Below are 24543 nucleotides of genomic sequence, written 5' to 3'. Positions count from 1 at the left end.
CGACCGCCCCCTCACAGGGGCGGTCGTCGATGCTACCAATAAACCGGTGGCCAAGGCGATGGCTTAGCCCAGCTCCTCGCTCGCCGGCTTCTCGTACTCGCCGAGGCAGGCGGTAGTCTCCGCACCAAGCAGCACAACCAGCCAACTCAAATAGACCCAGACAAACAGGATCGGGATGGTGGCCAGCGCGCCGTAGATGGCCTGATAGGAGGGGAAGTTGGTGATGTAAATGGCAAAGCCGCGCTTGGCCAGCTCGAACAGGGTCGCCGCTACCAGCGCGCCGATAAAGGCGTGGATCAGCCGCACCTTGCAGTTCGGCACCACGGTATAGACCAGCAGGAAGGTGAGCACCGAGAAGAGGAACGGCAAGCCGCGCAGCAGCAGATAGCCGATGCCGAACAGGCTCTCGGCGCCAAACAACCGCAGCGAGAAGATGTAGGAGGAGATGGCGATACTGGCCCCGATAAGCACGGGCCCCAGGGTCAGGATCATCCAGTACATGGCAAACGCCTGCGCCAGCGGGCGGCCCTGGGTCGAACGCCAGATGTAGTTGAGGTTCTTGTCGATGGCGGAGATCAGCATCAGCGCCACCACCACCAGCGCTCCTATCCCCACTGCCGTGGTGTTGGTGGCATTGGCGACGAAGCCGTCGATGTACTCCTTGAGCATATCTCCCGCAGTCGGCACAAAGTTGTGGTAGACGAACTGCTCCATCGCCTGCTTGAGGCTCTGGAACACCGGGAAGGCGGACATCATGCCAAAGACTACGGCGATCATCGGCACCAGTGAAAGCAGGGTGACATAGGCCAGATAACCGGCGGTAACCGTCAATCTGTCCTGCTGGAAACGGCCCCAGACAAACTGGGCAAAGTGGCGACCATCATGGCGCAAGAAGGAGAGGGCGTGGGCCAAACGGCCGCTGACAGGCTGCTGCATCTTGATTCTCGTTAGCGTCATAGTGGCAATATTGTGTCAGAGGAGAGCGCTGTTTGACCACCTTTGCACCCGATTTGCCTCCATCAGCCCCAACCTGTCGCCCGGCTGGCGTCTCTGGCTGTCGCCAGAAGCAGAGATAAAAACGGCCCCGCTATAGGGCCGTTTGCAATGCCGGATTACAGCATGTAGTCCGCGGGCAGCTCGATGCGGGCGACGCCGGAGGCGACCGCCGCCAGCGCCACGGCGCGGGCAACCCGCGGCAGCAGACGGGCATCCATCGGCTTGGGAATGACGTAATCCTTGCCGAAGGCGAGCTCGCTCACCCCGGCTGCAGTCAGCACCTCGGCCGGCACCGGCTCCTTGGCCAGAGCGCGGATCGCCTCGACCGCAGCAATCTTCATGGCATCGTTGATGCGGCTGGCACGGGCGTCGAGGGCACCGCGGAAGATGAAGGGGAAGCAGAGCACGTTGTTGATCTGGTTCGGGTAGTCGGAGCGGCCGGTACCCATGATGAGGTCGCTGCGCACCCCGTGGGCCAGCGCAGGCTTGATCTCCGGGTCCGGGTTGGAGCAGGCAAAGATCACCGGATTGGGCGCCATCAGGGCGACCGCTTCAGCGGGCAGCACGTCGGGGCCGGAAACACCGACAAACACATCAGCCCCTTCGATGACATCCATCAGGGTACGCAGCGGGGTCTCGTTGGCGAAGCGCTGCTTGTACTTGTTGAGATCGCTGCGGCCGGTGTGGATAACACCCTGACGATCCAGCATGAAGATGTTGTGCGCTCTGGCGCCACACTTGATCAGCAAATCCATGCAGGCGGTGGCGGCAGCCCCCGCCCCCATGCAGACGATGCGGCTGTCACTGATCTGCTTGCCCTGAATCTCCAGCGCGTTGAGCAGACCGGCGGCGGTGACGATAGCGGTACCGTGCTGGTCATCGTGGAACACCGGTATGTCGCAGCGCGCGATCAGCGCCTCTTCAATCTCGAAACACTCCGGCGCCTTGATATCTTCCAGATTGATGCCACCGAAGGTATCGGCGATAGCCGCCACCGTGTCGATGAACTGCTGGCTGGTCTCGTGCTTCACCTCGATGTCGATGGCGTCGATACCGGCGAAGCGCTTGAACAACAGGGCCTTGCCCTCCATCACCGGCTTGGAGGCCAGCGGCCCCAGATTACCCAGCCCCAGAATAGCGGTGCCGTTGGAGATGACGGCCACCAGATTGCCCTTGCCGGTATAGCGATAGGCATCGGCCGGGTTGGCGGCGATCTCGCGCACCGGCTCGGCAACACCCGGGCTGTAGGCCAGCGCCAGATCACGGGCGGTTTCGGCAGGCTTGGTCAGGGCGATGGCAATTTTGCCCGGTACGGGCTGGGCGTGGTAATCGAGTGCTTCTTGACGCAGATCGGACATGGGGGACCCCGATGTGGTTGGTGCAAATGAGGTGCCGACAGGGGGCACGCAGAAGGGCGGGGATCATAAAAGAAAGCGGTGGGCATGCCCAGCAGATCATGCTGCCATCAGCCAGATCAGACCAGTTATTTCAGCACCTTACCCCACCCAAACATACCACTTTAGTTATAGATTCTGCCGCATGGGATGAAAATGGAGCAAAAAGGGCGGCAAGTTGGCCTTGCCGCCCTTTCTGTCAGTGCTGTAGACCTGACTCAGTTGCCCAGATAGACCGGCAACAGATTTGCCATCGACAGGAAGTGGAACAGCGCGGTCGCCAATCCGAACAGGATCAGCAGCCAGGCCATCAGCTTGCCGCCGGGGGTGACGAAGTGGGGTGTCACTTCGCCCCGCTCGGCCCGCGCCCGGGTGCGCAGCACCAGCAATGCCGGGATGATGCAGGTCCAGATGGTGGCGGCGGCACCGGCATAGCCGATGGCCAGCAGGAAGCCGAACGGGAAGAGCAGGGAGAGCAGCAGCGGCGGCAGGAAGGTGACCGCCCAGGTCTTGCAGCGACCGGCGCGGCTGTTGTCGAACTTGAACAGATCAGCCAGATAGTCGAACACCCCGAGCCCCACCCCGATAAAGGAGGAGAGGATGGCCGCCATGGAGAAGCCGTTGATGGCGCTGGCCACCTTCTCCGATTCAATGACCCCGGAGAGGGCGGAGAGCAGCACGCTCACGTCCCCTCCCTTGGCAATCACGGGAGCAAAATCCTGACGGGGAAGGTTGCCGAAGATCCCCAACAGCCAGAGCACGTAGAGCGCCAGCGCGATCAGGGTTCCCCCCAGAATGGCCCATCTGGCCTGCTGCTCGTTCTGGTAGTAGGCACGCAGGGAGGCCACCGAGTGGTGATAGCCGAACGAGGTGAGCGCCACCGGCAGCATCGCCATGGCATAGGGAGCATAGCGGCTCTCGCTGCCCGCCAGATCAAGCAGGGTCGGCAGCTTGATACTGCCGAGCAGACCGGCCACACCGAGGGCGAAGCTGAGGATCATGAAGGCGATCAGTACCACCGAAATACGGTCAACGGCGCGGGTCGAGTGCCACACCACCGCAGAGAAGAGCGCCACGAACAACACGGACGCGAGCTTGCTGTCGATCCCCAGAATGCCCTGCAGGATGGCACCGGAGGAGGTGATATAGGCGTAGAGCAGAATGCCGCCAACAAAGTAGACCGAGAGGTTGTTGAGGAGATTGAGCTTCTCCCCCAGCAGCTCGCGAGTCACGGTATTGAAGGAGACCCGCATGTCGTGGTGCTGGAAGGATTCCAGCAGCATCCAGCCGGAGAGGGTCATCATCACCATGGTGACGGTCAGCGCCAGCACCGACCAGAGGGTCCAGGCCCCCGCCCCCGAACTCGGCAGACCGAGCATGCCGGCTCCCACGCAGACGCTGGCAATGATGCAGGCGCCCCCCAAAATTGACGGTTTTTTCTTCATAATCCCTTCTTTTTCTGACTGATTATCTATCCGCGGTAAACAAGACCGCGGCATGATGCCAGCCTTTGCCATGAGACGCCTACCACTATCTGCCATAACCGGGCATGGCCGCGGCATAAAAAGTGCCCCGAACGGGGCACTCTATCAGCGGGAATGGTGTGAAGAGGGGTTAATCCATCACCGGGATACCCGCTCTCGCTTCGGCCTGACGGGCGATGGCTTCGGTCATCCCCTGAAAGATGAAGAGGTGAAACGGCAGCATGGCGAGCCAGTAGGCCAGCCCCCAGGCGCCCTGCGGGTGCCAGTGAGCGGTGACCCGGATGCGGGTCAACCCGGACTCCTCCGGCAGGATATTGAACTCCAACCGCCCGACGCCCGGGGCCTTCATGTTGAACAAGAGATCGAGCCTGCGCCCCTCATCCACCCCGAGGATCTGCCAGGAGTCGAGCATATCCCCCTTCACGAAACGATCCGGATTGGTGCGGCCACGGGTGCGGGCCGGGCCGCCGATCAGGTGATCCATCCATTCGCGCACCACCCACAGCTGGTTCATGTAGAAGTAGCGCTGCTCCCCCCCCAGCTGCTGCAACACCTGCCACACCACCTCGGGGGAGGCGAGGCAGATGGCCTCGCCGCTGGCGGTACGGTCATAGAAACCATATTCGGGATGGCGCCAGCGCAGGCCGAGGGGGGTCTCCTGCCCCTGCTGCTCGGCACCCAGCTTCTGCTCCAGCGCCAGACTCTCCGCCAGCGCCTCGTCGAAGCTGAGCAGGGTCTGCGGCAGCAAGGCGCGCAGCGGGCCGTCATCGGCCGGGATGTCGTGCTTGAGGCCACCCACCAGCGCCTTGGCTACCGGTTGCGGCACCGAGGTAACAAACTGCAGCCACCAGGCGGAGAGGCGCGGGCTCAGAAACGGGATGGGAATGATGGGGCAGCGCTTGCCGATATGGGCGGCGAACTTCTGCAACTGCTGCTGATAGCTGAGCAGCTCGGGGCCGACCGCGTTGAAGATGCGCCCATCCACCTCGTCTGCCTCTACCAGCCCGCCCAGATAGTGCAACAGGTTGGACAGCGCAATCGGCGGCGTGCGCGAGCGCACCCATTTGGGCGTCACCATCATCGGCAGGTTGAACACCAGATCCCGCATCACCTCGAACGCCGCCGAACCGGGCCCGATGATGATGCCGGCGCGCAGCTCCACCGTCGGTACGCCAGATTCGCGAAACAACTCGCCACAGTAGCGGCGGGAGTTGAGATGGCGGCTGTTGCACTGTTCAGGCTGGATTGCCCCGAGATAGATGATACGGCGCACCCCGGCAGCACGGGCGGCGGCAGCAAAATTCTTTACCCCCTGCTGCTCCAGCCGGTGAAAATCGGCCCCCGCCCCCATGGCATGCACCAGATAGAAGACTGTGTCTATGTTCGCCAGCGCAGGCAGCAGTGTGATCGGCTTGAGGCTGTCGGCGAGGCGAAACTCGACCCCCTCAGGCAAGCGGCAGGGACGGCGCGCCCCGGCAATCACCCTGTAGCCGAGGGTTTGCAGGTGAGGCACCAGATAGGAACCGATATAGCCTGCCGCTCCCATCACCAGACAATTACGCATGAGTGAAGCCCTCAACATCATTGATATTGATGCAAGGGGCGCCAGACAGGAATCCACCATAGCCCGCCACGTCCATCACCAGACAATTTCTCATGTAATTCTCCCTATCCTCACCGATGCCGCTTGTCAGCCAGAGTGCGCCGCGTTACCTGAAAATGTTCAACTAGAGCGCCACCATCCAGTCTCTTGCCATCCTGCCACGCCGCCACCTTGCAACCTAGTACTAACCACCTCCCTGATTAGTCCGATTTGGTGTTAAGCCCTGTACATTAAGCGGTCGATAACTGACCAGATGTATAGCGCCGAGGGCGAACGTATGCGCATCGACCACTACGACCTCCAGGGGGAGGTGCAATACCGGCAACAACAGGCCCAGAGCCGCAAGGTGCGCAATCTTGGGCCAGTGCCACCCGTAGTTAATCCACCGGAAGGCAACAATACGGCAGCGGCCGGCGAACGCAGCAGCACCCTGACCCTCGCCAGCGCCCTGACGCTGCAAACCCCGAGGCAATCCGCCGCCAGTCAGCAAGCTTCAACGCCTCCCACACCGCCCGCAGCGGAAGTCGGCAAAGAGCAGGATGGCATTCCCGACGATGGACTGGATAACCGCCAGCGGCTGATCAAGCTGATGATCGAGGCGATGCTGGGCCACGAAATCGAGCTGCCCAAGCCGATCAAACCCTCCGAAGAAGGAGGCGATGGAGTGACCCAAGGAGACGCCGCTGCTCAAGCCGCCGAGCCGGATCAACTGGTGGAGGTGACTGACACCCTGCTGCAACAGGAGCAGCTCAACGTGGTGGCGTCAGCCAGCGTAGCGACTCAAGATGGTCAGACTATGCAGCTCGATCTCGGCTTTGTGCTCGACTGGCGTCAACTGGAGGTGAGCCAGCGGCGCACCACCCTCAATGCCCTCAAGGATCCGCTGGTGCTGAGTCTGGATGGCAAGATTGCCGATCTGACCGAGGCACGGGTCACTTTCGATATCGATCAGGATGGCAAGGAGGATAGCCTGCCGGGTCTGCGGGAAGGGAGCGGCTTTGTGGCGCTGGATCGCAATGGCAACGGCACCATAGACGATGGGGGCGAGCTGTTCGGTGCCCGCTCCGGCAATGGCTTCGGCGAGTTGGCCACCCTAGATGAGGATGGCAACGGGGTGCTGGATGAGGGGGATAGCCAGTTTTCAGCCCTGCAGTTCTGGCATCCGGAGCACGCACCTATCGCACTGGTCGAACTGGGGATCGGCGCCATCCTGCTGCGCCCCCTCGACACCCCCTTCAACCATCTGGGGGAGAGCGGCAATCAGGGGGTGCTGCGCCAATCCGGCCTCTATCTCACCGAACAGGGTAAGGGAGGCTGGGTGCAGCAGATCGATCTGCGGGTCTGAACCCCGCACCCGCATGGCAAACCCGGTCGCTGACGATAACTGCCAGCGACCGGCTCCGGCACCATCAACTCAGCTCGGTGGGGTCGATATCCAGACTCCAGCGCACCCTTTTGGTCTCGGGCCAGCCTTCCAGCTCCTTCACCGCCCAATCCAGCAGTTGGGCCAGAGGTGCCCGATTCGGCCCCTGCACCAGCAACTGCATGCGAAACTTGCCCGCCTTGCGCTCCATAAAGCCGCTGATGGGCCCCAGCACCTGAACGTGGGGATAGCGGGCGCTGCGCAGGGTATCGGCGAGGCGGGCGAGGAACAGCTGCACCTCGTCACGGCCGTTGGCCTCGGCGCGGAACAGCCCCTGATAGCTGAACGGCGGTAGCCCCAGCAGGCGGCGCTCTTTCAACGCCGTATCGGCGAAATGGCCGTAACCGTTCTGGGTCAGATCCTGCAGCAGGGCATGTTCCGGATGGTGGCTCTGCAACACCACCAGCCCGGGCTTGCTGGCACGACCGGCACGGCCCGCCACCTGGGTGTAGAGCTGGGCCAGCTTCTCGGCGGCGCGAAAATCGGCGCTGAACAGGGCACCATCCACATCCAGCAGGCCCACCAGGGTCACATCCGGAAAGTGATGGCCCTTGGCCAGCATCTGAGTGCCGATCAGGATCTTGTACTTGCCCGCCTTGATGTCGCCAAGATGGGTCTCCAGCTCCCCCTTGCGGCGGGTGTTGTCCCGATCGATGCGCACTACGGGATATTGCGGGAAAACCGTGGTAAGCAGCTGTTCCAGCTGCTCGGTGCCCACTCCCGATCCGATCAGTTCGTTGCTGCCACACTCGGGGCAGTGGTGGGGCAAGGGGCGTACGCTGTCACAGTGGTGACAATGCAGTCGTCGCCCAGCCTGATGCCAGGTGTACCAGGCATCACACCGCTCACAAGCAGCGCTCCAGCCGCACTGGTGGCAGATCAGGGCCGGGGCATAGCCACGGCGGTTGAGGAACAGCATCACCTGATTGCCCGCCGCCAGATGCTCTGCCATCAGCAGCTCCAGCTGGGGGGAGAGCCCGGCCTGCAACCGCACGCTCTTGATATCCAGGATCACCTGACGGGCGGTCTGGGCATTGCCGGCGCGGCGAGTCAGGGTGAGGTGGTGATACTTGCCGGTGCGGGCGTTGTGCAATGTCTCCAGCGACGGGGTAGCCGAGCCAAGCAGGATGGGGATACCGGCACGATGAGCCCGCATCACCGCCAGATCTCGCGCGTGGTAGCGAAAACCGTCCTGCTGCTTGAAAGAGCCGTCGTGCTCTTCGTCGATGATGATGATGCCGAGGTTGTGAAACGGGGTGAACACCGCCGAGCGGGTGCCGATCAGGATGGCGGCGCCGCCGTCGCGGCAGGCGAGCCAGGCGTCGAGCCGTTCCCGATCGTTCATGGCGGAGTTCATCGCTACCACCGGCACGTTGAAGCGGCGCCGGAAGCGGTTGATGGTCTGCGGGGTGAGACCGATCTCCGGAACCATCACCAGCGCCTGCTTGCCCGCCTTGAGCAAGGGCTCAAGGATGCTTAAATACACCTCGGTTTTGCCGGAGCCGGTAATGCCATCCAGCAGGAAGGCACCGAACTTGTCGCTCTGGCTGGTAACGGCAGAGACAGCCAGCGCCTGCTCGCCATTGAGGCGCAGCCCCTCCCCCGGTTCAAAACGGGCGGCCCAGTCGCCGTCATGGCTTGGCTCCAGCGAGCGCTTCTCCAGCAGCCCCTTCTTCTCCAGCGCGGTGAGAGCGGCGCTCTGGATCTCCTCCTGCTTGAGGGCGGAGGGGGTCTGCGGCCCTTTGCGCAGCAGGGCGAGCGCTTGCTGCTGCTTGGCCGCCCGCTTGAGCTCGTTAAGGTCGATGGCCATGCCCGCCTCGGTGGCAAACCAGAACTCCAGCTCCCGATAGGCGGCTGGCTCCCCCTTGCGCACCAACACCGGCAGGGCATGGGGCAGCACTTCCCCCAGCGGATGCTGGTAGTAGCTGGCGCTCCAGTTCATCAGCGCCAGAATATCCGGCCCCAGCACCGGAGCCGTGTCCAATACCCGTTTGATGGGCTTGAGCTTGTTGCGGGGCACCTGGCTGTCGGCCGGATGATCCACCACCAGCCCGACCAGGGTCTGGGGACCGAAAGGAATCTCGACCCGGCAACCGGGGGCAGGTAACGGCAGGGGAGAGAGATAGTCGAAGTGACGGCGTAACGGTACCGGGACAGCGACACGAACCAGATCCAGCGTTTGGGAAGAATTCACCAGGGGTTGCCTATTTTTTCTGCGAAGCCACTTGCCTGATCTCAGGCATTTCCTATATTATTCGCAGCCTTTGAAACTGTGTTCAACAATCGTGTGGTGTCCGACAAGAGATCGGATGGCGACACGGCCTATTAATTGAGGTTGTCCATGAAAGCTGGTATCCATCCTGACTACGTAGCCATCACCGCCAAGTGCTCTTGCGGTAACGTCATCAACACTTTCTCTACCATCGGTAAAGATCTGAACCTGGACGTGTGCTCCGAGTGCCACCCGTTCTACACCGGCAAGCAGAAAGAAGTTTCTAGCGGCGGCCGCGTAGACAAGTTCAACAAGCGTTTCGGTGCGATGACCACCAAGAAGTAATTTTACTTCTGAAGAATTCTGAAAAAGGCGCCCAATGGGCGCCTTTTTTACGATCCCTGGTTTTCATCCTTCATGTTCCCGCAGCCAGACGCACTCTCCCCTACTGGCCAAACCCTTTGGAACGACGCAAATAGACATACCCCTCACCCGGGCTACCCCAGCGCGGGCTCCCTGCGTTGTCATAGGCGCGATCCAGCAGTCTGACGCTGTCGGGGCCAATCCAAATATGCTGCACCAGCGTCGTGGCACCACCAAAATCGGTGGAGCAGTGGCCCACCCGGGTGTGACCGGCATATTCGCCGGAGGGGGTACGGGTCAACCAGATCTCGCATCCGTGGCGCAAGGAGAGCTGCTGCGGGGTCAGACTGTCGAGCAGGGCGGGATCATGCCAGGCACCGGCAAAATCGGTGGCACGGGGCATGGTCAGTTCGGCCATCAGGATCCGCCCGTCAGGGGCAGGTGAGAAGCGATAGATGCGCTGGCGGAAAGGACGGACGGAGCGCATGCTCAGATACTGCTCGGCATAGACCCAGCGATAGCCCTGATAGCCGGGCCAAATCTCCATCAGGCGCAGCTCGGCACTGGTAAAGCGGCTGTCGTAACTGGCCTGCTCCCGGCTCGTAAAGGCCCCGTTGAACCAGCTGAGCAGCGGTTCCATACCGGGCTTGAGTGGGGTAGCCTGAGGCGCCGAACCTGCCAACACCAGACAGGAACAGAGCAGCCCGAATACGGCCACCAGCAACTTTGCCATCGAATCCTTCCGAATCATCATAGTGGCGGCGATTATATGAGCGAATTTCCCCAATAACAGCCATTACGATCAAATCATTGCCACTCTGGTGCAAAAACCTCACAAGGATGCCAGTCCGCTCACTAAACCCGATATTTTGCCACCGCCTTGTTGAGCAGCTGGGCCTGCTCGTTGAGGCCCTCGCTGGATCTCGCATTTTCCTCCGCCATGATGCTCGACTCCTGGGCGATGTCGCGGATGTTGTTGACGTTGCGGTTCACCTCGTTGGCCACCAAACTCTGCTGTTCGATGGCGGCGGCAATCTGGGTGCTCATGTCCATGATGTTGGTAACATCCTGAGTGATCTGCCCCAGCAACTCCCCTGCAGTACTGGCCTGATCCGAGCTGCGGTTGCCCTGCTCGCGGCAGGTTGCCATCACCTCGACGATGCTGCCGGTCTGTTTCTGCAGCGAGCTGATGATGCCGGCAATCTCCTGGGTCGATTTCTGGGTACGGATGGCCAGATTACGCACCTCATCGGCCACCACCGCAAAGCCGCGCCCCTGATCCCCTGCCCGAGCTGCTTCGATGGCTGCGTTGAGGGCCAGCAGGTTGGTCTGCTCGGCAATACCACGGATCACGTCGAGCACGGAGCCGATGGTCTCGCTCTCTTTTTGCAGCTGGCTCACCTCGCGGGATGAACTCTCCAGATTACCCGCCAGCGAGCGGATCTGCTCGACAGTATTCTCGACCGCAGCCCGCCCCTCCATCGCCTTGTTGTTGGTCGCCTGCGCATTGTTGGCCGCCTGCTCTGTGTTGCGGGCGATCTCTTCGATGGTGGAGCCCATCTCGGTGGACGCGGTCGCCACCATATCGGTCTCCTGCAGCTGACGCGCCGCCCCTTCACTGGTGCGCTTGACGTTGGCCGAAAGGTGATCCGCCGCTTCGGTCAGGGTGTGCACGCTCTGCTTCACATCGCCGATCAGATCGCGAAACCCGCCCAGCATCACGTCGAGATTGCCTGCCAGCTGGGCCATTTCATCTGCCCCGCGCAGTTCTATCTTCAAGCGCAGGTCATTATCCTGACGAATGCGGTTGACGGTGTCATTCACCTGAGTAATGGGACGGTCGATGCTGCGCCCCAGCAACACGCTCATGATGCCGATCAGCACAACAATCACCCCGCCACAGACCAGCATCAGGCTGTTGAGGCGAGCGCTCTGCCGCTCCAGCTCAGCGACAATGTGCTGATCGACGGCGGCAAACCCCTGTTCGGTCTGATGCACCAGATCCCGCATCTGGTTACGCAGCCCTTCATCCTCTTTCAGCCCCAGTACCTGCATCCCCTGCACCAGCGCCACAAAGTCCTGCCGGTACTGCTTGCTGGCCTGCTCCAGCTTGCCGCGATCCGCCTCCGGCAAAGTGGCAAGGCTATCCTGAAAACTCTTGTGCAAGGTCTCGAAACGCTCCAGATACTGGATATCGGAGCGCAGCATGAAGTCTTTCTCCGCCCGTCTCAGCTGCAACATGGTGATGAGCAGCCCCTGCTGATCCAGCTGCTTGAGTCCATTCTCCACCTCATGCACCGCCGCCCTCAGCTTGCCATAGAGCCCCTCCTCCGGCCCCAGACCAATCTTCTGCTGCTGGGCCACCAGATCGTTGAAGGCTTTGCCATAACCGCTGATCTGCTGATCCAGTCTGGTCAGCTCCCCCTCGACAGCCGCCAGATTGTCATCGGTCACCAGCTCCCGATTGTGCTGGTGAAAATCTGACAGCCCCTGATTGAAGCGCTCGACGAAGGTCACATCCTTACGGATCAGAAAATCCTTCTCGGCCCGCCGCAGGTTGAGCATGGCGATCTCCAGCTGGTCGATATTGCGCTGGGCTTCGGTCAGGTGACGGTGCACCTGGCTGGAGTAGATAAACAGGCCGCTCAGTACCAGCATGGCAACGGCAACCAGCACGGTATTCAGGATCAACTTATGACGGATAAGCACGATGGACCTCTCGCAAACAGGCAGTGAACTGCATTGAGCTTATGCAGAAAAGCGGCGACAGGTGATCTGTGCAAGGAATATTCATTGAAATGCCACACCCACTCCTTATACTGGTTGCACCTGTTTCCAGCCGTGGATTTGACACTATGGAATACAATACTTCTGAACTGTGCGACATCTATCAGGACATGGTGGATGTGCTTGAACCCATGCTCTGCTCCTTCGGCGGCCGCGCCTCTTTCGGCGGCGTCATCACCACCGTCAAATGCTTCGAATCGAATGGTCTTATACGTGAACTCGTCAAAGAGAACGGACTGGGACGCGTCTTGCTGATCGATGGCGGTGGCTCCATGCGCCGAGCTCTGATCGACAGCGACATCGCCACCACGGCGGCCGAGAACGATTGGGAAGGGATTGTCTGCTACGGCTGCGTCCGCGAAGTCGATATTCTGGAAGATCTGGACATCGGCATTCAGGCACTGGCAGCCATTCCGGTCGGTGCCGACAGCAAGGATGTAGGGGAGACCGATCTGCCGGTCAACTTCGGTGGCGTGACCTTCCTGCCTGACGACCACCTCTACGCCGATACCACAGGGGTGATCCTCTCCCCCGAGGCTCTCGATATCGAGTAAGCCACAGACAGCGTGACGACGGGAGCCTTGGCTCCCGTTTTTTATGCCTGCAACTTGCTGAAAAATGACAAAAAAAGAGGGCCAGATAAACTGGCCCTTAACTGGAAGCAATGTGAGCAATGTCGTGCCTTCACAAGAAGTCCATCACGTTGGAACGAATGAAGTCTTTCCCGGAAAACAAGTTAACAATAATCATTCTCATTTAACTAGGCAAGCGCTATTTGCAGAAAGTGCAAAAAAATTGACCACCGCGAAGGGTGGTCAATCTCGTCAGGCTTGCCGGGTGGCCGTTTGCAGGCTGGATAATCCGGCCTCGCCCACCAGCTTGCGGCTGAGGTAGCGCAGCAAGACACCGTAGAGCGGCACGAACAAACCAAGGCTTATCAGCAACTTGAATACGTAATCGACGGTTGCGATCTCGACCCAGTGCTCTGCCATGAAAGGATCTGTGGTGCGCCAGAAGGCCACACTGAAGAAAGCGATGGTATCAACCAGATTACCGAACAGGGTGGAGGCCGCAGGTGCAATCCACCACTGCTTGAGCAGACGCAGGCGGTTGAACACCACCACATCCATGAACTGCCCCACCAGATAGGCCATAAAGCTGGCCAGCGCGATACGCGCCACGAACAGGTTGAACTCGGCCAGATGACCAACGCCCTGGAAGCTCCCTTCAAAGAAGAGTACGGAGAGCGCATAGGAGACCGCCAGTGCTGGCAACATCACGGTCTGGATAATCTTGCGCGCCAGACCGGCACCGAAGATCCGCACTGTCAGGTCGGTCGCCAGGAAGATAAACGGGAAGCTGAACGCCCCCCAGGTGGTGTGGAAGCCAAACACGGTGATCGGCAGCTGCACCAGATAGTTGCTGCTGGCAATGATCAGAATGTGGAACAACGACAGGCGAACGAGCGCCGTTTGGTACTGCGCAGGGGTCAGATTCATCTTGTGACCTTTTTGGTTAATGGGGTTAGGGAACCCATATCGCCACCATTGGCGATAATCGAGGGGCGAGATTATACGCCCCCAAACCGATAGTTCAATCTTTATGCGATTACGCTTGTCCAGGTTGGCCAGCGGCAGAGCAAGCCTTGTGGGCGATAGTCACAGCTTGTGCTGTCTGGCGAGCCAGAGCAGCGCCTCCCGATCCGCCGGGCACACCGCCTCCAGCCAGCAGCCGCTGTAGTGTTCGTACTCCAGCCGAAACTGGCTCCCTTCAAACTCCAGCAACCAGCTATGGCGGTCAGCCCCCGCATCCTGCTCGAGCGGCTGCAGCTCCCACTCTCGCAGCAAGACCTGCGCCAACAGCGGAAACGTGTCCCAGTCGAGTGCTGGGCAATCCAGCGTCACCACGCCAGCTTCGCTATCTACCTGTTTGATTTGCCAACTCATTCCGTGTCTCTCAGCTACTGCAGGAGAGCTCACCACCGCAATACCATGCCGGAGTCGGGGTGGCGAGATCCTCATATTCGGGTTGTTCATCAAAGGGACGGTGCAAGGCGGCGAACAGCCGCTCGAACGGCCGCATATCCCCTGTGTCGGCGGCGTCGATCACCTGCTGGGCCAGCGTATTGCGCAGCACATATTTGGGATTGATGGCATCCATCTGCGCCTTGCGTACGGCATACTCGCTGCCTTCGCGCATTAGCCGCGCCCGATAGCGCTCCAGCCACGCCTGCCAACCCAGTGGTTCAGGCAACAGGGCCAGCAGAGATGCAGGCCACGACCCCTCTTGCGTCACCTCACCGAGACGGCGAAGGAACAGGTGGTAATCCACCTCGTGGGCCGCCAGCAACCGGAACAGCTCGCGGAACAGCGCCGGGTCATCCTCCTCCCACACCGCCAGTCCGAGCTTGGCCCGCATCAACTCGGAGTAGTGCAACATCAGCTGCTGCTCGTACTGGGCCAACGCTGCAGCCAGCGCATCACCGTTTACATGGCCAGCCAGCGCCTGCGCCAGTTTTTGCAGATTCCAATAACCGACCGCGGGCTGCTGATCCAGCGCGTAGCGGCCCGCAGGGTCCGAGTGGTTGCAGACAAAATCGGGCACGTAGGCATCGATAAAGCCGTATGGCCCGTAATCCAGCGTCAGGCCGAGCAGCGACATATTGTCGGTGTTCATCACCCCGTGACAGAAGCCCGCCGCCTGCCATTTGGCAATCAGCCGCGCGGTGCGACGCACGACCTCGGCAAACAGTTCGGCACCACTCTCCTGTTCGGGGAAGTGGTGGCGCAGCAGATAGTCGATGAGTGGCGGGATCTTCTCTCCCTGCCCGCTCCAGGCGAAATACTCGATATGGCCGAAGCGCAGATGGCTGGGGGCGGTGCGCAGCACGGTCGCTCCCGTCTCCACCTGCTCGCGGTAAACGGGCTCCTGACTCCCCACCAATACCAGCGCCCGCGTGGTCGGGATGCCGAGGGCATGGAGCGCCTCGGAGGCGAGATACTCGCGAATGCTGGAGCGCAGCACGGCACGACCGTCACCAAAACGGGAAAACGGCGTCTTTCCTGCCCCCTTCAGGTGCAGATCCCAGCGCTGACCATCCGGCGCCTGCTGCTCACCCAACAGCAGCGCACGACCATCCCCAAGCCGGGGGCTATAACCCCCGAACTGATGGCCGGCATAGACCTGCGCTACCGGCTGCATACCGGGCAGCACTTTTCCCTCGCCACAACAGGCGATCCAGTCAGCCTCGCTGACGCCTCCCAATCCCAGCTCATCCAGCAAAGTCCGGTTGAGATGAAGCAACCGGGGTTGCTGCAGCGGCTGGGGGACCACGGGTTCACAGGCCCAAGGCAGCTCGGTCGCAAAAGTGTTGATCAACTTCATGGTTGTGCCATTCGTCCCTGCGTATGCTCGTGTCACTCTTTATACTGCCGTCAGCCATGCTTGTGCTCACTGGCAACCATCATTTTTCAATTCAAGGAGAAGAAGATGCAAAAATGGGTATATGCCCTGCCCTTGCTGGCACTGGCGTGGGGTCATCAGGCCAAGGCTGCCGATATTGAAGCCGGCAAAGCCAAGGCGGCGGTCTGTGCCGCCTGTCACGGCGTGGAAGGCAAGGCGATGATCCCCAACTATCCCCATCTGGCGGGTCAGAATGCCGCCTATCTGGTGAAACAGTTGAAAGCGTTCAAGGATGGCACTCGCAAAGAGCCCTTGATGGACCCCTTCATGGCGCCGCTGACCGATGCGGATATCGACAATCTGGCCGCCTTCTACGCCAGCCTGAAATAACCTCGCGTCTGACCCCAGGTTCTTCCGAGCCGCGCTTACCCTGGTCGATTAGGCTGCCTAATCGACCCTAACGACGGCAGTAGTCGATGATCAGATCCATAAAGGCTTCGCCAAAGCGCTCCAGCTTGCGGTGCCCGACACCGTTGATAGCCAGCATCTCGTCTTCGGTCATCGGCATCAGCTGAGCCATCTCCACCAGAGTCGCATCGTTGAACACCACGTAGGGCGGCACCTCTTCGTCCTCGGCAATCTGCTTGCGCAGGCCGCGCAACTCCTTGAACAACCGCTTGTCGTAGTTGGCGTTATCGAGCAGACCGTTGCGCTTCTCCTTGCGGCTGGAGATAGGCTGCAGGCGGGGTACCGCCAGTTCCAGCTTCACATCGCCACGCAGTACCGGACGGGCCGCTTCGGTCAACTGCAGCACCAGATTGCGAGTGATGTTCTGGGTCAGCAGCCCCTTGTGGATCAGCTGGCGGATCACGCTCATCCAGTATTCGTGGCTCTGATCCTTGCCGATGCCGTAGGTCGACAGCTTATCGTGGCCATGATCCTTGATGCGCTGGTTCAGCGACCCGCGCAGCACCTCCACCACATAACCCACCCCGAAATTCTGGCCCACCCGCCAGACGCAGGAGAGCGCCTTCTGGGCATCTTCAGTGCCGTCATAGCTCTTGGGCGGATCGAGACAGATATCGCAGTTGCCGCACGGCTTGTCGTTGTACTCGCCGAAGTAGTTGAGCAGCACCTGACGGCGGCAGGTTTGCGCCTCGGCAAACGCCGCCATCACGTTGAGCTTGTACTGCTCCACCTGCAACTGCTGCGGGTTCTCGATGTTGTCGAGCAGGCGGCGCACCCGGCCGATATCGGCGGGATCGTAGAGCAGCAGCGCCTCGGCGGGGGTGCCATCGCGACCGGCGCGGCCGGTCTCCTGATAGTAGGATTCGATGTTCTTCGGAATGTCGTAGTGCACCACGAAGCGTACGTTGGGCTTGTCGATACCCATACCGAACGCCACCGTCGCCACCACTATCTCGATGTCATCCTTGAGGAAGGCATCCTGGGTCTGCTGGCGCAGCTCGAGCGGCAGCCCCGCATGATAGGGCGCCGCCTTGCAGCCGTGGCGGGATAACCGCTCGGCCACCTCCTCCACCCGGTTGCGACTGGAGCAGTAGACGATGCCACAGTTGCCCTTCTGGCTCTGCACGTAACGCAGCAGCTGCTCGGCCGCCTTGAACTTCTCCACCAGGCTGTAGCGGATATTGGGGCGATCGAAGCTGGCAGTGTGAATAAAGGGATCGTTGAGCTCCAAACGGTGGAGCATGTCGCTGCGGGTCGCCTCGTCGGCAGTGGCGGTCAGCGCCACCACCGGCACCTGCGGGAACCACTGTTTTAGCCGCCCCAGCGCCGCATACTCAGGCCGGAAATCGTGGCCCCACTGGGAGACGCAGTGCGCCTCGTCGATGGCGAACAGCCCGAGCGGCAGCTCGGCCAGTCGATCCATAAACTCGTGCTGCAACAAGCGCTCGGGGGAGACATAAACCAGCTTGATCTCGCCGCGACGCATGGCGGCAAAGTTCTGGATCATCTCCTCCCGACTGAGGGCCGAGTTGATGTAGACCGCCGCTACGCCGTTGGCGCGCAGGCTGTCGACCTGATCCTTCATCAGCGAAATAAGAGGAGAGACCACCACACCGAGCCCGGGCCGCAGCAGTGCCGGGATCTGGTAACAGAGCGACTTGCCGCCGCCAGTGGGCTTGAGCACCAGCGCATCGCGCCCCGCGACGATCTGCTCGATGATTTCGAGCTGACCCGGCCGAAACTGCTGATAGCCGAAGACCGCCTGCAGCAGGGCAAGCGGACTCTCTGGCTGAGGATCTGGCAGGGTTTCGGCAATCGCGGTCATGGGCTCTCCTTTGGGGTCGCCATTCTAAAGCAGCCGCCGCCCACAATAAACCTGCCATTGCGACTGTTAAGGAACTGTTGCAGACTGGCTGGAGTTTTTACTCGGCTTTGATGACAAGGATTGGGATCAGAGAATGAAACAGATGCTCAAGAAGATGGCGCTCAGTGGCATTGCCAACCTGTTTGCCGAGAAGATGCCGTTCAACAAGCTGATCGGCATGCAGGTGACCCACTACGACTTCGACAAGGTGGAACTGCGCATCAAGATGGACGACAAGCTGATCGGCAACCCTTTCCACAACATCCTGCACGGCGGCGTCACCGCCACGCTGCTGGATGTGGCAGGCGGTATGATAGTCGCCGCCTCCTGCATCGACGAGCTGGAGGAGTTCTCCCCCAGCTATCTCAAGGAGCGCTTCGCCCGCCTAGGCACTATCGATCTGCGGGTGGATTACCTGCGCCCGGGACGCGGCAACGAGTTTATCGCCACCGCCCACATCATCCGGGCTGGCAGCAAGGTGGCCGTCGCCCGGATGGAGCTGCACAACGAAGAGGGCACCCACATCGCCTTCGGCACTGGTACCTATCTGGTGGGTTGAACCAAGTTAGTGCATAAAAACCACGCGGCTAATCTACTTTTAATCATTAGATTCCTTACCCCCTCTGGCCGAACAAGGTCCATACTGATAGTCGGGATTGTGTGCAGAGGGAGGATTGCAGGCGATGAGTGCGAAACTGGCCATCAAACCATCCAGAGCCTTGTTGACACAGCTCGAGTCCATGCTCGACGAGGTGCAGACACCCGAGTGTCGCCACTGGTTGGAACAGGAGCTTGAGGGGTATTCTCTCTCCTCACCCCTGCCTTGGTATCGCATCGTTCCCTGTCGGCAACGCGGTCACTTTCTGGATCTGAAAACGGGAAAATATTTGACCTGTCATATCAACAGTCAAACGCTATGCCAACGCGATCTGGCCCAAATTCAGTTCATTTATGCCCGTGAACCCGCCGCCCACTATTTGCTGCAACGCAATTCCGGTATTGAACCCTGGCCAGAACAGCTGCTGGAAGATTATCAGGAGCAGTTGATCCCCGGCCATCTATGCCTGCAAGCCTGGCATGAGCCCGTTATTTCATTACGTGCACAACTGATGGAGGGAATAGAACATTTCATTAGTGAGTACCCCAAGCACGCGGCCTTGCTGCCTCAACACAGTTTCAAGGCTTTGCGGCATCAGCACTGGCATATCTGAGTAAGCGCCTGGCGCGCAAGGAGGGCACCATAGACAAGACCCATAGCGAGATTGCCACAATCTAGAGTGCCGGAGTCAGGATCAGACTCCACCGATGGGCCACCGAGCGGTGGCCCTTTTAATGTCTGTGGGCTTGCTTCGACCCTGCATACATCAAGTCAGATCACTTGGCCAGGTAACAGGTCAGCAGCTAATGAAAAACCGAGTAACTGGAAGGAAAATGCAAAAAGGCCGCTCTATTGAGCGGCCTTTTCAAATTTGGTCGGTGTGAGAGGATTCGAACCTCCGACCCCTTCGTCCCGAACGAAGTGCGCTACCAAGCTGCGCTACACACCGATGTCTGCGGGACGGGAATTTACCGAAAGCCCAGACCTGACACAAGCCTTTTTTGCATTTTGCAGGAAAAAAAGTGCTGTTCGCTCAACTATTCAGCACTCTTTTCATCCGTTTACCGGGCTGCAGCCAGCTGGTGACATTCCGGTAACCGACTGTCAGGCCAGGCGCAGGGATGCCGGTCCCAGCAGACGGCGCTGCCAGTCAGCCACAGTGCCATGCTCCAGCCAGTCGGCTGCATGCTGGCGCCAGTTGGGGGAAAGGGCCGGATTCTCCAGCAACATCAGCAGATCCGCTTCATTGCGCACCTGATTGAATAGGATATCCGCCGTGCGCTTCACCGTCAGTTCGGGATAGGGTCTGTCTACCAGCTCCATGGCCGACTCCGGCGACACCCTCCCCTCCTCCAGCACCCGCAGCAGCCAGCCACAACGGCCATTCAGTTGTATCACCTGCGACATCTGGCCATAGCCAAAGCGCTGGTTGAGCTTGAAACAGGGGGATCTCGGCTGGCTGATCTGGATCAGCGCCTCGCCGAGTCGATAGACATCGCCAATGCAGGCTTGCACCTCGGTCAGCCCGAGACCGGAGAGGTTCTCGCCAAAGGCGGCAGGTTGCCAGGCTGTACGTGGCGCAGGCAAGCCCAGCGCGGTTTGCCAGGTCTGCCACCAGAGATAGTGATCGGCCGGATAGTAGTGGAGCGCCCGATCCGGGCCACCGTGGTGGCGCGTGTCACACTGCTCATCCCCTTCCAGACCGGCAAAGGTACAGCGAACTGGTGCAGAGATCGGTTGCTTGTGAATGGCGCTGGTGAGGCCGGGCACCAGCTCGGTGCCACGACCACTGAAAAAGGAGATCCGCATACTCATCCTCCGGATTGACGAGAGTAGGCGGATCTTATCATCTGACGAGTCAGGCGACTGCCTGCATCTGGTTGCTCATGGCGATCTCGGCGCGACGGCGCTTCTCCGCCTTGGCCATCAGATACCAGCTGCCGAAGGTAAAGAGCGATACCGACAGCAGGATCAGGCTGGCTACCGCGTTGATCTCGGGTTTCACCCCGAGCCGTACCGCCGAGAAGACCTCCATCGGCAAGGTAGTGGAGCCCGGGCCGGAGACGAAGCTCGCCAGCACCAGATCATCCAGCGACAGGGCGAACGACATCATGCCGCCTGCTGCCAGCGAGGGGGCGATCATCGGGATGGTGATCAGGAAGAACACCTTCCACGGCTTGGCGCCAAGATCCATGGCCGCCTCCTCTATGGAGAGATCCAGCTCCCGCAACCGCGCCGACACAACGATGGCTACGTAGGCGGTACAGAAGGTAGTGTGCGCGATCCAGATGGTCAACATGCCCCGCTCGGCGGGCCATCCCACCAGCTGGGCCATCGCCACGAACAGCAGCAGCAGCGACAGACCGGTGATCACCTCGGGCATCACCAGCGGTGCCGTCACCATGCCACCGAACAGGGTGCGACCACGGAAGTGGGGAATTCGGGTCAGCACGAATGCCGCCACCGTCCCCAGCGCCACCGCGGCGATCGCGGTGTAAAAAGCGATCTCCAGCGAGCGGAACACGGATCCAATCAGCTGCTTGTTGTCGAGCAGGCCGAAGTACCACTTGAGTGACCATCCGCCCCACACCGTCACCAGCTTGGAGGCGTTGAAGGAGTAGATCACCATGATGATCATGGGCAGGTAGATAAACAGCAGCCCAAGCCAGAGCATCAGCTTGGCAAAACCGAAACGTCTCATCATGCCTTGCCCTCCAGCTCTTTGGCCTGGTTACGGTTGAAGAGGATGATCGGAATGATCAGCACCGCCAGCATCACCACCGCCAGTGCAGAGGCGACCGGCCAGTCGCGGTTGTTGAAGAACTCCTGCCATAGCACCTTACCGATCATCAGGGTCTCCGGGCCACCCAGCATTTCCGGAATAACGAACTCCCCCACCACCGGAATAAACACCAGCATGCAGCCGGCGATAATGCCGTTTTTGGAGAGCGGCACAGTGATCTGCCAGAAACGGGTCAGGTTGCGGGCCCCTAGGTCGGAGGCCGCCTCCAGCAGGCTCTGATCGTGTTTGACCAGATTGGCGTAAAGCGGCAGCACCATGAAGGGCAGATAGGAGTAAACGATGCCGATATAGACCGCCAGGTTGGTATTGAGGATCTGCAGCGGTTCGTCAATCAGCCCGATCCCCAGCAAGACGCTGTTGAGCAGGCCGTTGTTACTGAGGATCCCCATCCACGCATAGACCCGGATCAGAATGGCGGTCCAGGTCGGCATCATGATCAGCAACAGCAGAACGGTCTGGGTCTCCTTGTTGGCCCGAGCGATGGAGTAGGCCATCGGATAGCCAATCAACAGGCAGAGCAGGGTGCTGACGAAGGCCATCTTGAGGGAGCCCAGATAGGCTGCGATATAGAGCTCATCCTCCTGCAGCAGCAGGTAGTTCCCCATATTGAGCAGGATGGTGAGCTGATTGTCGGCCCAGCTCACCACGTCGGTGTAGGGCGGGATCGCCACATCCGCTTCCGCAAAACTGATTTTTACCACTATGACAAAGGGCAGCAGGAAGAAGAGGAACAGCCAGAAGAAGGGGATGCCGATCACCAGCCGGCGCCCTCCGCCCCGCTTCAGTCGTTGCAAGATCTTCATGATTGCAGCACCACGCCGCTGTCATCTTCCCAGTAGAGGAACACCTGGTCATCCCAGGTTGGCCGCTTGCCGTGGCGTTCGGCATTGGCGATGAAAGCCTGAACGATTTTGCCCGAGGGCAGCTGGATGTGGTACACCGAGTGTCCGCCCAGATAAGCGATGTCATAGACCTCGCCCTTGGTCCAGTTGAAGTCCGGATGCTCGATTTCGGCCGGCTTTTGCAGGCTCATCAGCAGCTTCTCCGGCCGCAGGGCGTAGGTCACCTTCTTGTTCTCGGCACGGGAGCTGATCCCGTGGCCCACATAGATGGGCTGCTCCAGATCGGCACAGGCGATGATGGCGTGGTCCTGCTCATCCTCCACCAGCAGGCCGTCGAACAGGTTGACGTTGCCGATGAACTCGCACACCAGCCGACTGGCCGGGGTTTCGTAGATATCCATCGGGCTACCGATCTGCTCGATACAACCGTGATGCATGATGGCGATCCGCTCCGCCATGGTCATGGCCTCTTCTTGATCGTGGGTCACCATGACACAGGTAACCCCGACCCGCTCGATGATCTCCACCAGCTCCAGCTGCATCTTGGAGCGCAGCTTCTTGTCGAGCGCCCCCATCGGCTCATCAAGCAGCAGCAACTTGGGACGTTTCGCCAGCGAACGGGCCAGCGCTACCCGCTGGCGCTGGCCACCGGAGAGCTGGTGAGGCTTGCGACGGGCATACTGGGTCATCTGTACCAGCTTGAGCATCTCTTCGACACGGGCGTCGATCTCGGCCTTGGGCAGGCCATCCTGCTTGAGACCGAAAGCAATATTCTGTGCCACCGTCATATGGGGAAACAGGGCGTAGGACTGGAACATCATGTTGATGGGGCGTTCATAGGGGGGCATATCGGTGATATCCACCCCGTCGAGGAACAGACGCCCTTCGGTCGGGCGCTCGAACCCTGCCAGCATCCGCAGCAAGGTCGATTTACCGGAACCGGATCCTCCCAGCAGGGCGAAGATCTCCCCCTTGTGAATATTCAGGGAAACATTATCGACCGCCAGGGTTTCATCGAACTGCTTGCTAACCCTGTCTATTTTTACCAGCACTTCTTTGCGTTGCTGGCTGCCCTCAAGGGCTTTCTTGTAGGCACTGGAGGCTATCGCCATTACCAAACTCCCTAACGTGATACTGGCCTCACGGCCAATCCATAAAAGCGATTTGGCGCCCCAGAGCGGGCACCAAGGTCAGGTACCGGACTTGATCTTGCTCCAACTCCGGGTGATTTGACGCTGTACCGCGCGGGAATGTGCCTCCTGCACATAGAGCCGCTCCAGCACAGCCTGAGGCGGATAAACCCCCTCATCATTGCGCACCGTCTCATCCATGAACTCGCCAGCCTTGGCATTGGGGTTCGCATAGCCCACATAATTGCTGACCTTGGCGATCACCTCGGGCTGCAGAACATAGTTGATGAGAGCATGTGCCTCTTTGACATTGGTGGCATCAGACGGGATCGCCATCATGTCGAACCAGAGATTGCCCCCCTCTTTAGGAATGCTGTAGGCAATCTTCACCCCCTTGCCTGCCTCGTCGGCACGGGCTGCCGCCTGCAAGATGTCGCCGGAAAAGCCCGCTGCCACACAGATATCGCCGTTGGCGAGATCACCTATGTATTTGGAGGAGTGGAAGTAGGCCACATAGGGGCGCACCTTGAGCAACTGCGCCTCGGCGCGCTTGATATCGGCCGCGTCCTGGCTGTTGGGGTTCAGTCCAAGGTAGTTGAGGGCAGCCGGGATCATCTCGTCTGCCGAGTCGAGGAAGGCGACGCCGCAACGGGAGAGCTTCTCCATGTTTTCCGGCTCGAAGATGGCCGCCCAGGAGTCGATCTTGTCGACCCCCAGCACTGCCTTGATTTTGTCGACGTTGTAGCCGATGCCGTTGGTTCCCCACAGATAGGGCACTGCGTACTGATGGCCCGGATCCACCTTCTCGAGCTGCTTGAGCAGCACGGGATCCAGGTTGGCCAGATTGGGCAGCAAGCTCTTGTCCAGCTTCTGGAAAGCCCCCGCCTTGATCTGCTTGGAGAGGAAATTATTTGAGGGCACCACCAGATCGTAACCGGTCCGTCCGGTCAGCAACTTGCCTTCCAGGGTTTCGTTGGAGTCAAATACGTCATAGACGGTCTTGATCCCGGTCTCCTGCTGGAAATCGCTGAGGGTGGTCTCGCCGATATAGTCAGACCAGTTGTAGAAATGGAGCACAGGGGCTGCCTGGACTGCATTCGCCAATCCCATGGTCAGCGCTATGGTTAGCAATCTGGTTGTATTCACGGTGTCAGTTCTCCTGTTCAGTGGTTGA

The 24543-nt window shown here is 60.1% G+C and carries 22 protein-coding genes and 1 tRNA gene; 6 read left to right on the top strand and 17 right to left on the bottom strand.

What is annotated here, in order from left to right; genetic code table 11:
* Positions 1–63 precede the first annotated feature (63 nt).
* From G5229_RS12535 to G5229_RS12520, 4 genes are all read right to left on the bottom strand, one after another.
* Positions 64–936 (bottom strand): virulence factor BrkB family protein, encoded by an 873-nt coding sequence (locus tag G5229_RS12535; protein WP_005340664.1) that lies wholly within the window; start codon positions 934–936, stop codon positions 64–66.
* Positions 937–1112: 176 nt separating this feature from the next.
* The gene (locus G5229_RS12530; protein ID WP_075116213.1) at positions 1113–2354 is read right to left on the bottom strand and encodes a malic enzyme-like NAD(P)-binding protein; all 1242 of its coding nucleotides are present in this window, start codon (positions 2352–2354) and stop codon (positions 1113–1115) included.
* A gap of 254 nt (positions 2355–2608) precedes the next feature.
* Positions 2609–3835, bottom strand: a complete 1227-nt coding sequence (locus tag G5229_RS12525; RefSeq protein ID WP_100652317.1) for an aromatic amino acid transporter — start codon at positions 3833–3835, stop codon at positions 2609–2611.
* Between the two features lie 169 nt (positions 3836–4004).
* Positions 4005–5438 carry a DUF2867 domain-containing protein gene (locus G5229_RS12520; RefSeq protein WP_421209221.1) on the bottom strand — a complete coding sequence of 478 codons (1434 nt, stop codon included), beginning with the start codon at positions 5436–5438 and terminating at the stop codon, positions 4005–4007.
* Between the two features lie 292 nt (positions 5439–5730).
* Between G5229_RS12520 and G5229_RS12515 the strand changes: the two genes are divergently transcribed.
* Positions 5731–6822 (top strand): hypothetical protein, encoded by a 1092-nt coding sequence (locus tag G5229_RS12515; protein ID WP_421209220.1) that lies wholly within the window; start codon positions 5731–5733, stop codon positions 6820–6822.
* Between the two features lie 64 nt (positions 6823–6886).
* On the opposite strand, the gene priA is transcribed toward G5229_RS12515, so the two are convergent.
* A complete protein-coding gene (priA, locus tag G5229_RS12510) occupies positions 6887–9094 on the bottom strand; it encodes a primosomal protein N' (RefSeq protein ID WP_421209219.1) in 2208 nt (735 codons plus the stop codon).
* Between the two features lie 147 nt (positions 9095–9241).
* On the opposite strand from priA, the gene rpmE reads away from it, so the two are divergent.
* Complete coding sequence (gene rpmE / locus G5229_RS12505) at positions 9242–9457, top strand: 50S ribosomal protein L31 (protein ID WP_005340673.1); 216 nt, start codon at positions 9242–9244, stop codon at positions 9455–9457.
* 100 nt (positions 9458–9557) lie between these two features.
* On the opposite strand, the gene G5229_RS12500 is transcribed toward rpmE, so the two are convergent.
* The gene (locus tag G5229_RS12500) at positions 9558–10208 is read right to left on the bottom strand and encodes a chromophore lyase CpcT/CpeT (RefSeq protein WP_021230765.1); all 651 of its coding nucleotides are present in this window, start codon (positions 10206–10208) and stop codon (positions 9558–9560) included.
* Positions 10209–10330: 122 nt separating this feature from the next.
* Entirely contained in the window at positions 10331–12184 is a 1854-nt protein-coding gene (locus tag G5229_RS12495) for a methyl-accepting chemotaxis protein (protein WP_421209218.1), read from the bottom strand.
* Between the two features lie 146 nt (positions 12185–12330).
* Here G5229_RS12495 and rraA point away from each other — a divergent pair, with 146 nt between their 5' ends.
* Positions 12331–12816: a ribonuclease E activity regulator RraA gene (gene rraA, locus G5229_RS12490; protein WP_005340678.1), complete on the top strand. Its 486-nt coding sequence runs from the start codon at positions 12331–12333 to the stop codon at positions 12814–12816.
* A gap of 270 nt (positions 12817–13086) precedes the next feature.
* On the opposite strand, the gene G5229_RS12485 is transcribed toward rraA, so the two are convergent.
* From G5229_RS12485 to G5229_RS12475, 3 genes are all read right to left on the bottom strand, one after another.
* Positions 13087–13761 (bottom strand): 7-cyano-7-deazaguanine/7-aminomethyl-7-deazaguanine transporter, encoded by a 675-nt coding sequence (locus G5229_RS12485; protein WP_005340680.1) that lies wholly within the window; start codon positions 13759–13761, stop codon positions 13087–13089.
* A 159-nt stretch (positions 13762–13920) separates the two neighbouring features.
* A complete protein-coding gene (locus G5229_RS12480; RefSeq protein ID WP_139399965.1) occupies positions 13921–14208 on the bottom strand; it encodes a DUF3630 family protein in 288 nt (95 codons plus the stop codon).
* Positions 14209–14218: 10 nt separating this feature from the next.
* Positions 14219–15646: a protein adenylyltransferase SelO gene (locus tag G5229_RS12475; RefSeq protein ID WP_421209217.1), complete on the bottom strand. Its 1428-nt coding sequence runs from the start codon at positions 15644–15646 to the stop codon at positions 14219–14221.
* 105 nt (positions 15647–15751) lie between these two features.
* Between G5229_RS12475 and G5229_RS12470 the strand changes: the two genes are divergently transcribed.
* Positions 15752–16054 (top strand): c-type cytochrome, encoded by a 303-nt coding sequence (locus tag G5229_RS12470; protein ID WP_005340687.1) that lies wholly within the window; start codon positions 15752–15754, stop codon positions 16052–16054.
* A 67-nt stretch (positions 16055–16121) separates the two neighbouring features.
* Here the strand turns inward: G5229_RS12470 and recQ are convergent, their stop codons facing one another.
* Positions 16122–17957, bottom strand: coding sequence for an ATP-dependent DNA helicase RecQ (recQ, locus tag G5229_RS12465; RefSeq protein WP_042054245.1), 1836 nt, complete (start codon positions 17955–17957; stop codon positions 16122–16124).
* A gap of 133 nt (positions 17958–18090) precedes the next feature.
* On the opposite strand from recQ, the gene G5229_RS12460 reads away from it, so the two are divergent.
* Both G5229_RS12460 and G5229_RS12455 read left to right on the top strand, forming a co-directional pair.
* Entirely contained in the window at positions 18091–18555 is a 465-nt protein-coding gene (locus G5229_RS12460) for a thioesterase family protein (protein ID WP_042054246.1), read from the top strand.
* Between the two features lie 124 nt (positions 18556–18679).
* Positions 18680–19207, top strand: coding sequence for a hypothetical protein (locus G5229_RS12455; RefSeq protein ID WP_005356927.1), 528 nt, complete (start codon positions 18680–18682; stop codon positions 19205–19207).
* 259 nt (positions 19208–19466) lie between these two features.
* On the opposite strand, the gene G5229_RS12450 is transcribed toward G5229_RS12455, so the two are convergent.
* The 6 genes from G5229_RS12450 to G5229_RS12425 all read right to left on the bottom strand — a co-directional run bounded on the left by G5229_RS12450 (position 19467) and on the right by G5229_RS12425 (position 24515).
* Positions 19467–19543 (bottom strand) — tRNA-Pro (locus G5229_RS12450).
* 155 nt (positions 19544–19698) lie between these two features.
* Positions 19699–20403 carry an MOSC domain-containing protein gene (locus G5229_RS12445; RefSeq protein ID WP_201990884.1) on the bottom strand — a complete coding sequence of 235 codons (705 nt, stop codon included), beginning with the start codon at positions 20401–20403 and terminating at the stop codon, positions 19699–19701.
* 49 nt (positions 20404–20452) lie between these two features.
* On the bottom strand, positions 20453–21298 hold the full coding sequence (locus G5229_RS12440) for an ABC transporter permease subunit (RefSeq protein WP_374995764.1): 846 nt from the start codon (positions 21296–21298) through the stop codon (positions 20453–20455).
* A complete protein-coding gene (locus G5229_RS12435; protein ID WP_216952653.1) occupies positions 21295–22200 on the bottom strand; it encodes an ABC transporter permease subunit in 906 nt (301 codons plus the stop codon). Before G5229_RS12435 ends, G5229_RS12440 begins: the two co-directional genes overlap by 4 nt.
* Positions 22197–23351 carry a polyamine ABC transporter ATP-binding protein gene (gene potA / locus G5229_RS12430; RefSeq protein ID WP_216952652.1) on the bottom strand — a complete coding sequence of 385 codons (1155 nt, stop codon included), beginning with the start codon at positions 23349–23351 and terminating at the stop codon, positions 22197–22199. The genes G5229_RS12435 and potA overlap by 4 nt, the downstream gene beginning before the upstream one ends.
* Positions 23352–23429: 78 nt before the next feature.
* Positions 23430–24515: a polyamine ABC transporter substrate-binding protein gene (locus G5229_RS12425; protein ID WP_201937656.1), complete on the bottom strand. Its 1086-nt coding sequence runs from the start codon at positions 24513–24515 to the stop codon at positions 23430–23432.
* Positions 24516–24543: the final 28 nt, after the last annotated feature.

This window comes from Aeromonas sp. 602396 (assembly GCF_049173735.1).
Taxonomy (GTDB): domain Bacteria; phylum Pseudomonadota; class Gammaproteobacteria; order Enterobacterales; family Aeromonadaceae; genus Aeromonas; species Aeromonas veronii_A.
The sequence above is the reverse complement of the archived record's forward strand: the minus strand, read 5'-3'. Positions and strand labels throughout refer to the sequence as shown.

Coding starts and splice junctions, on each gene's coding strand:
- G5229_RS12460 (WP_042054246.1), top strand. CDS start 18,091: ATGAAACAGATGCTCAAGAAGATGGCGCTCAGTGGCATTGCCAACCTG.
- G5229_RS12500 (WP_021230765.1), bottom strand. CDS start 10,208: ATGGCAAAGTTGCTGGTGGCCGTATTCGGGCTGCTCTGTTCCTGTCTG.
- G5229_RS12515 (WP_421209220.1), top strand. CDS start 5,731: ATGTATAGCGCCGAGGGCGAACGTATGCGCATCGACCACTACGACCTC.
- G5229_RS12520 (WP_421209221.1), bottom strand. CDS start 5,438: ATGCGTAATTGTCTGGTGATGGGAGCGGCAGGCTATATCGGTTCCTAT.
- G5229_RS12435 (WP_216952653.1), bottom strand. CDS start 22,200: ATGAAGATCTTGCAACGACTGAAGCGGGGCGGAGGGCGCCGGCTGGTG.
- G5229_RS12480 (WP_139399965.1), bottom strand. CDS start 14,208: ATGAGTTGGCAAATCAAACAGGTAGATAGCGAAGCTGGCGTGGTGACG.
- G5229_RS12525 (WP_100652317.1), bottom strand. CDS start 3,835: ATGAAGAAAAAACCGTCAATTTTGGGGGGCGCCTGCATCATTGCCAGC.
- G5229_RS12470 (WP_005340687.1), top strand. CDS start 15,752: ATGCAAAAATGGGTATATGCCCTGCCCTTGCTGGCACTGGCGTGGGGT.
- G5229_RS12445 (WP_201990884.1), bottom strand. CDS start 20,403: ATGCGGATCTCCTTTTTCAGTGGTCGTGGCACCGAGCTGGTGCCCGGC.
- rpmE (WP_005340673.1), top strand. CDS start 9,242: ATGAAAGCTGGTATCCATCCTGACTACGTAGCCATCACCGCCAAGTGC.
- G5229_RS12455 (WP_005356927.1), top strand. CDS start 18,680: ATGAGTGCGAAACTGGCCATCAAACCATCCAGAGCCTTGTTGACACAG.
- G5229_RS12530 (WP_075116213.1), bottom strand. CDS start 2,354: ATGTCCGATCTGCGTCAAGAAGCACTCGATTACCACGCCCAGCCCGTA.
- potA (WP_216952652.1), bottom strand. CDS start 23,351: ATGGCGATAGCCTCCAGTGCCTACAAGAAAGCCCTTGAGGGCAGCCAG.
- G5229_RS12475 (WP_421209217.1), bottom strand. CDS start 15,646: ATGAAGTTGATCAACACTTTTGCGACCGAGCTGCCTTGGGCCTGTGAA.
- G5229_RS12535 (WP_005340664.1), bottom strand. CDS start 936: ATGCAGCAGCCTGTCAGCGGCCGTTTGGCCCACGCCCTCTCCTTCTTG.
- G5229_RS12485 (WP_005340680.1), bottom strand. CDS start 13,761: ATGAATCTGACCCCTGCGCAGTACCAAACGGCGCTCGTTCGCCTGTCG.
- G5229_RS12440 (WP_374995764.1), bottom strand. CDS start 21,298: ATGATGAGACGTTTCGGTTTTGCCAAGCTGATGCTCTGGCTTGGGCTG.
- recQ (WP_042054245.1), bottom strand. CDS start 17,957: ATGACCGCGATTGCCGAAACCCTGCCAGATCCTCAGCCAGAGAGTCCG.
- rraA (WP_005340678.1), top strand. CDS start 12,331: ATGGAATACAATACTTCTGAACTGTGCGACATCTATCAGGACATGGTG.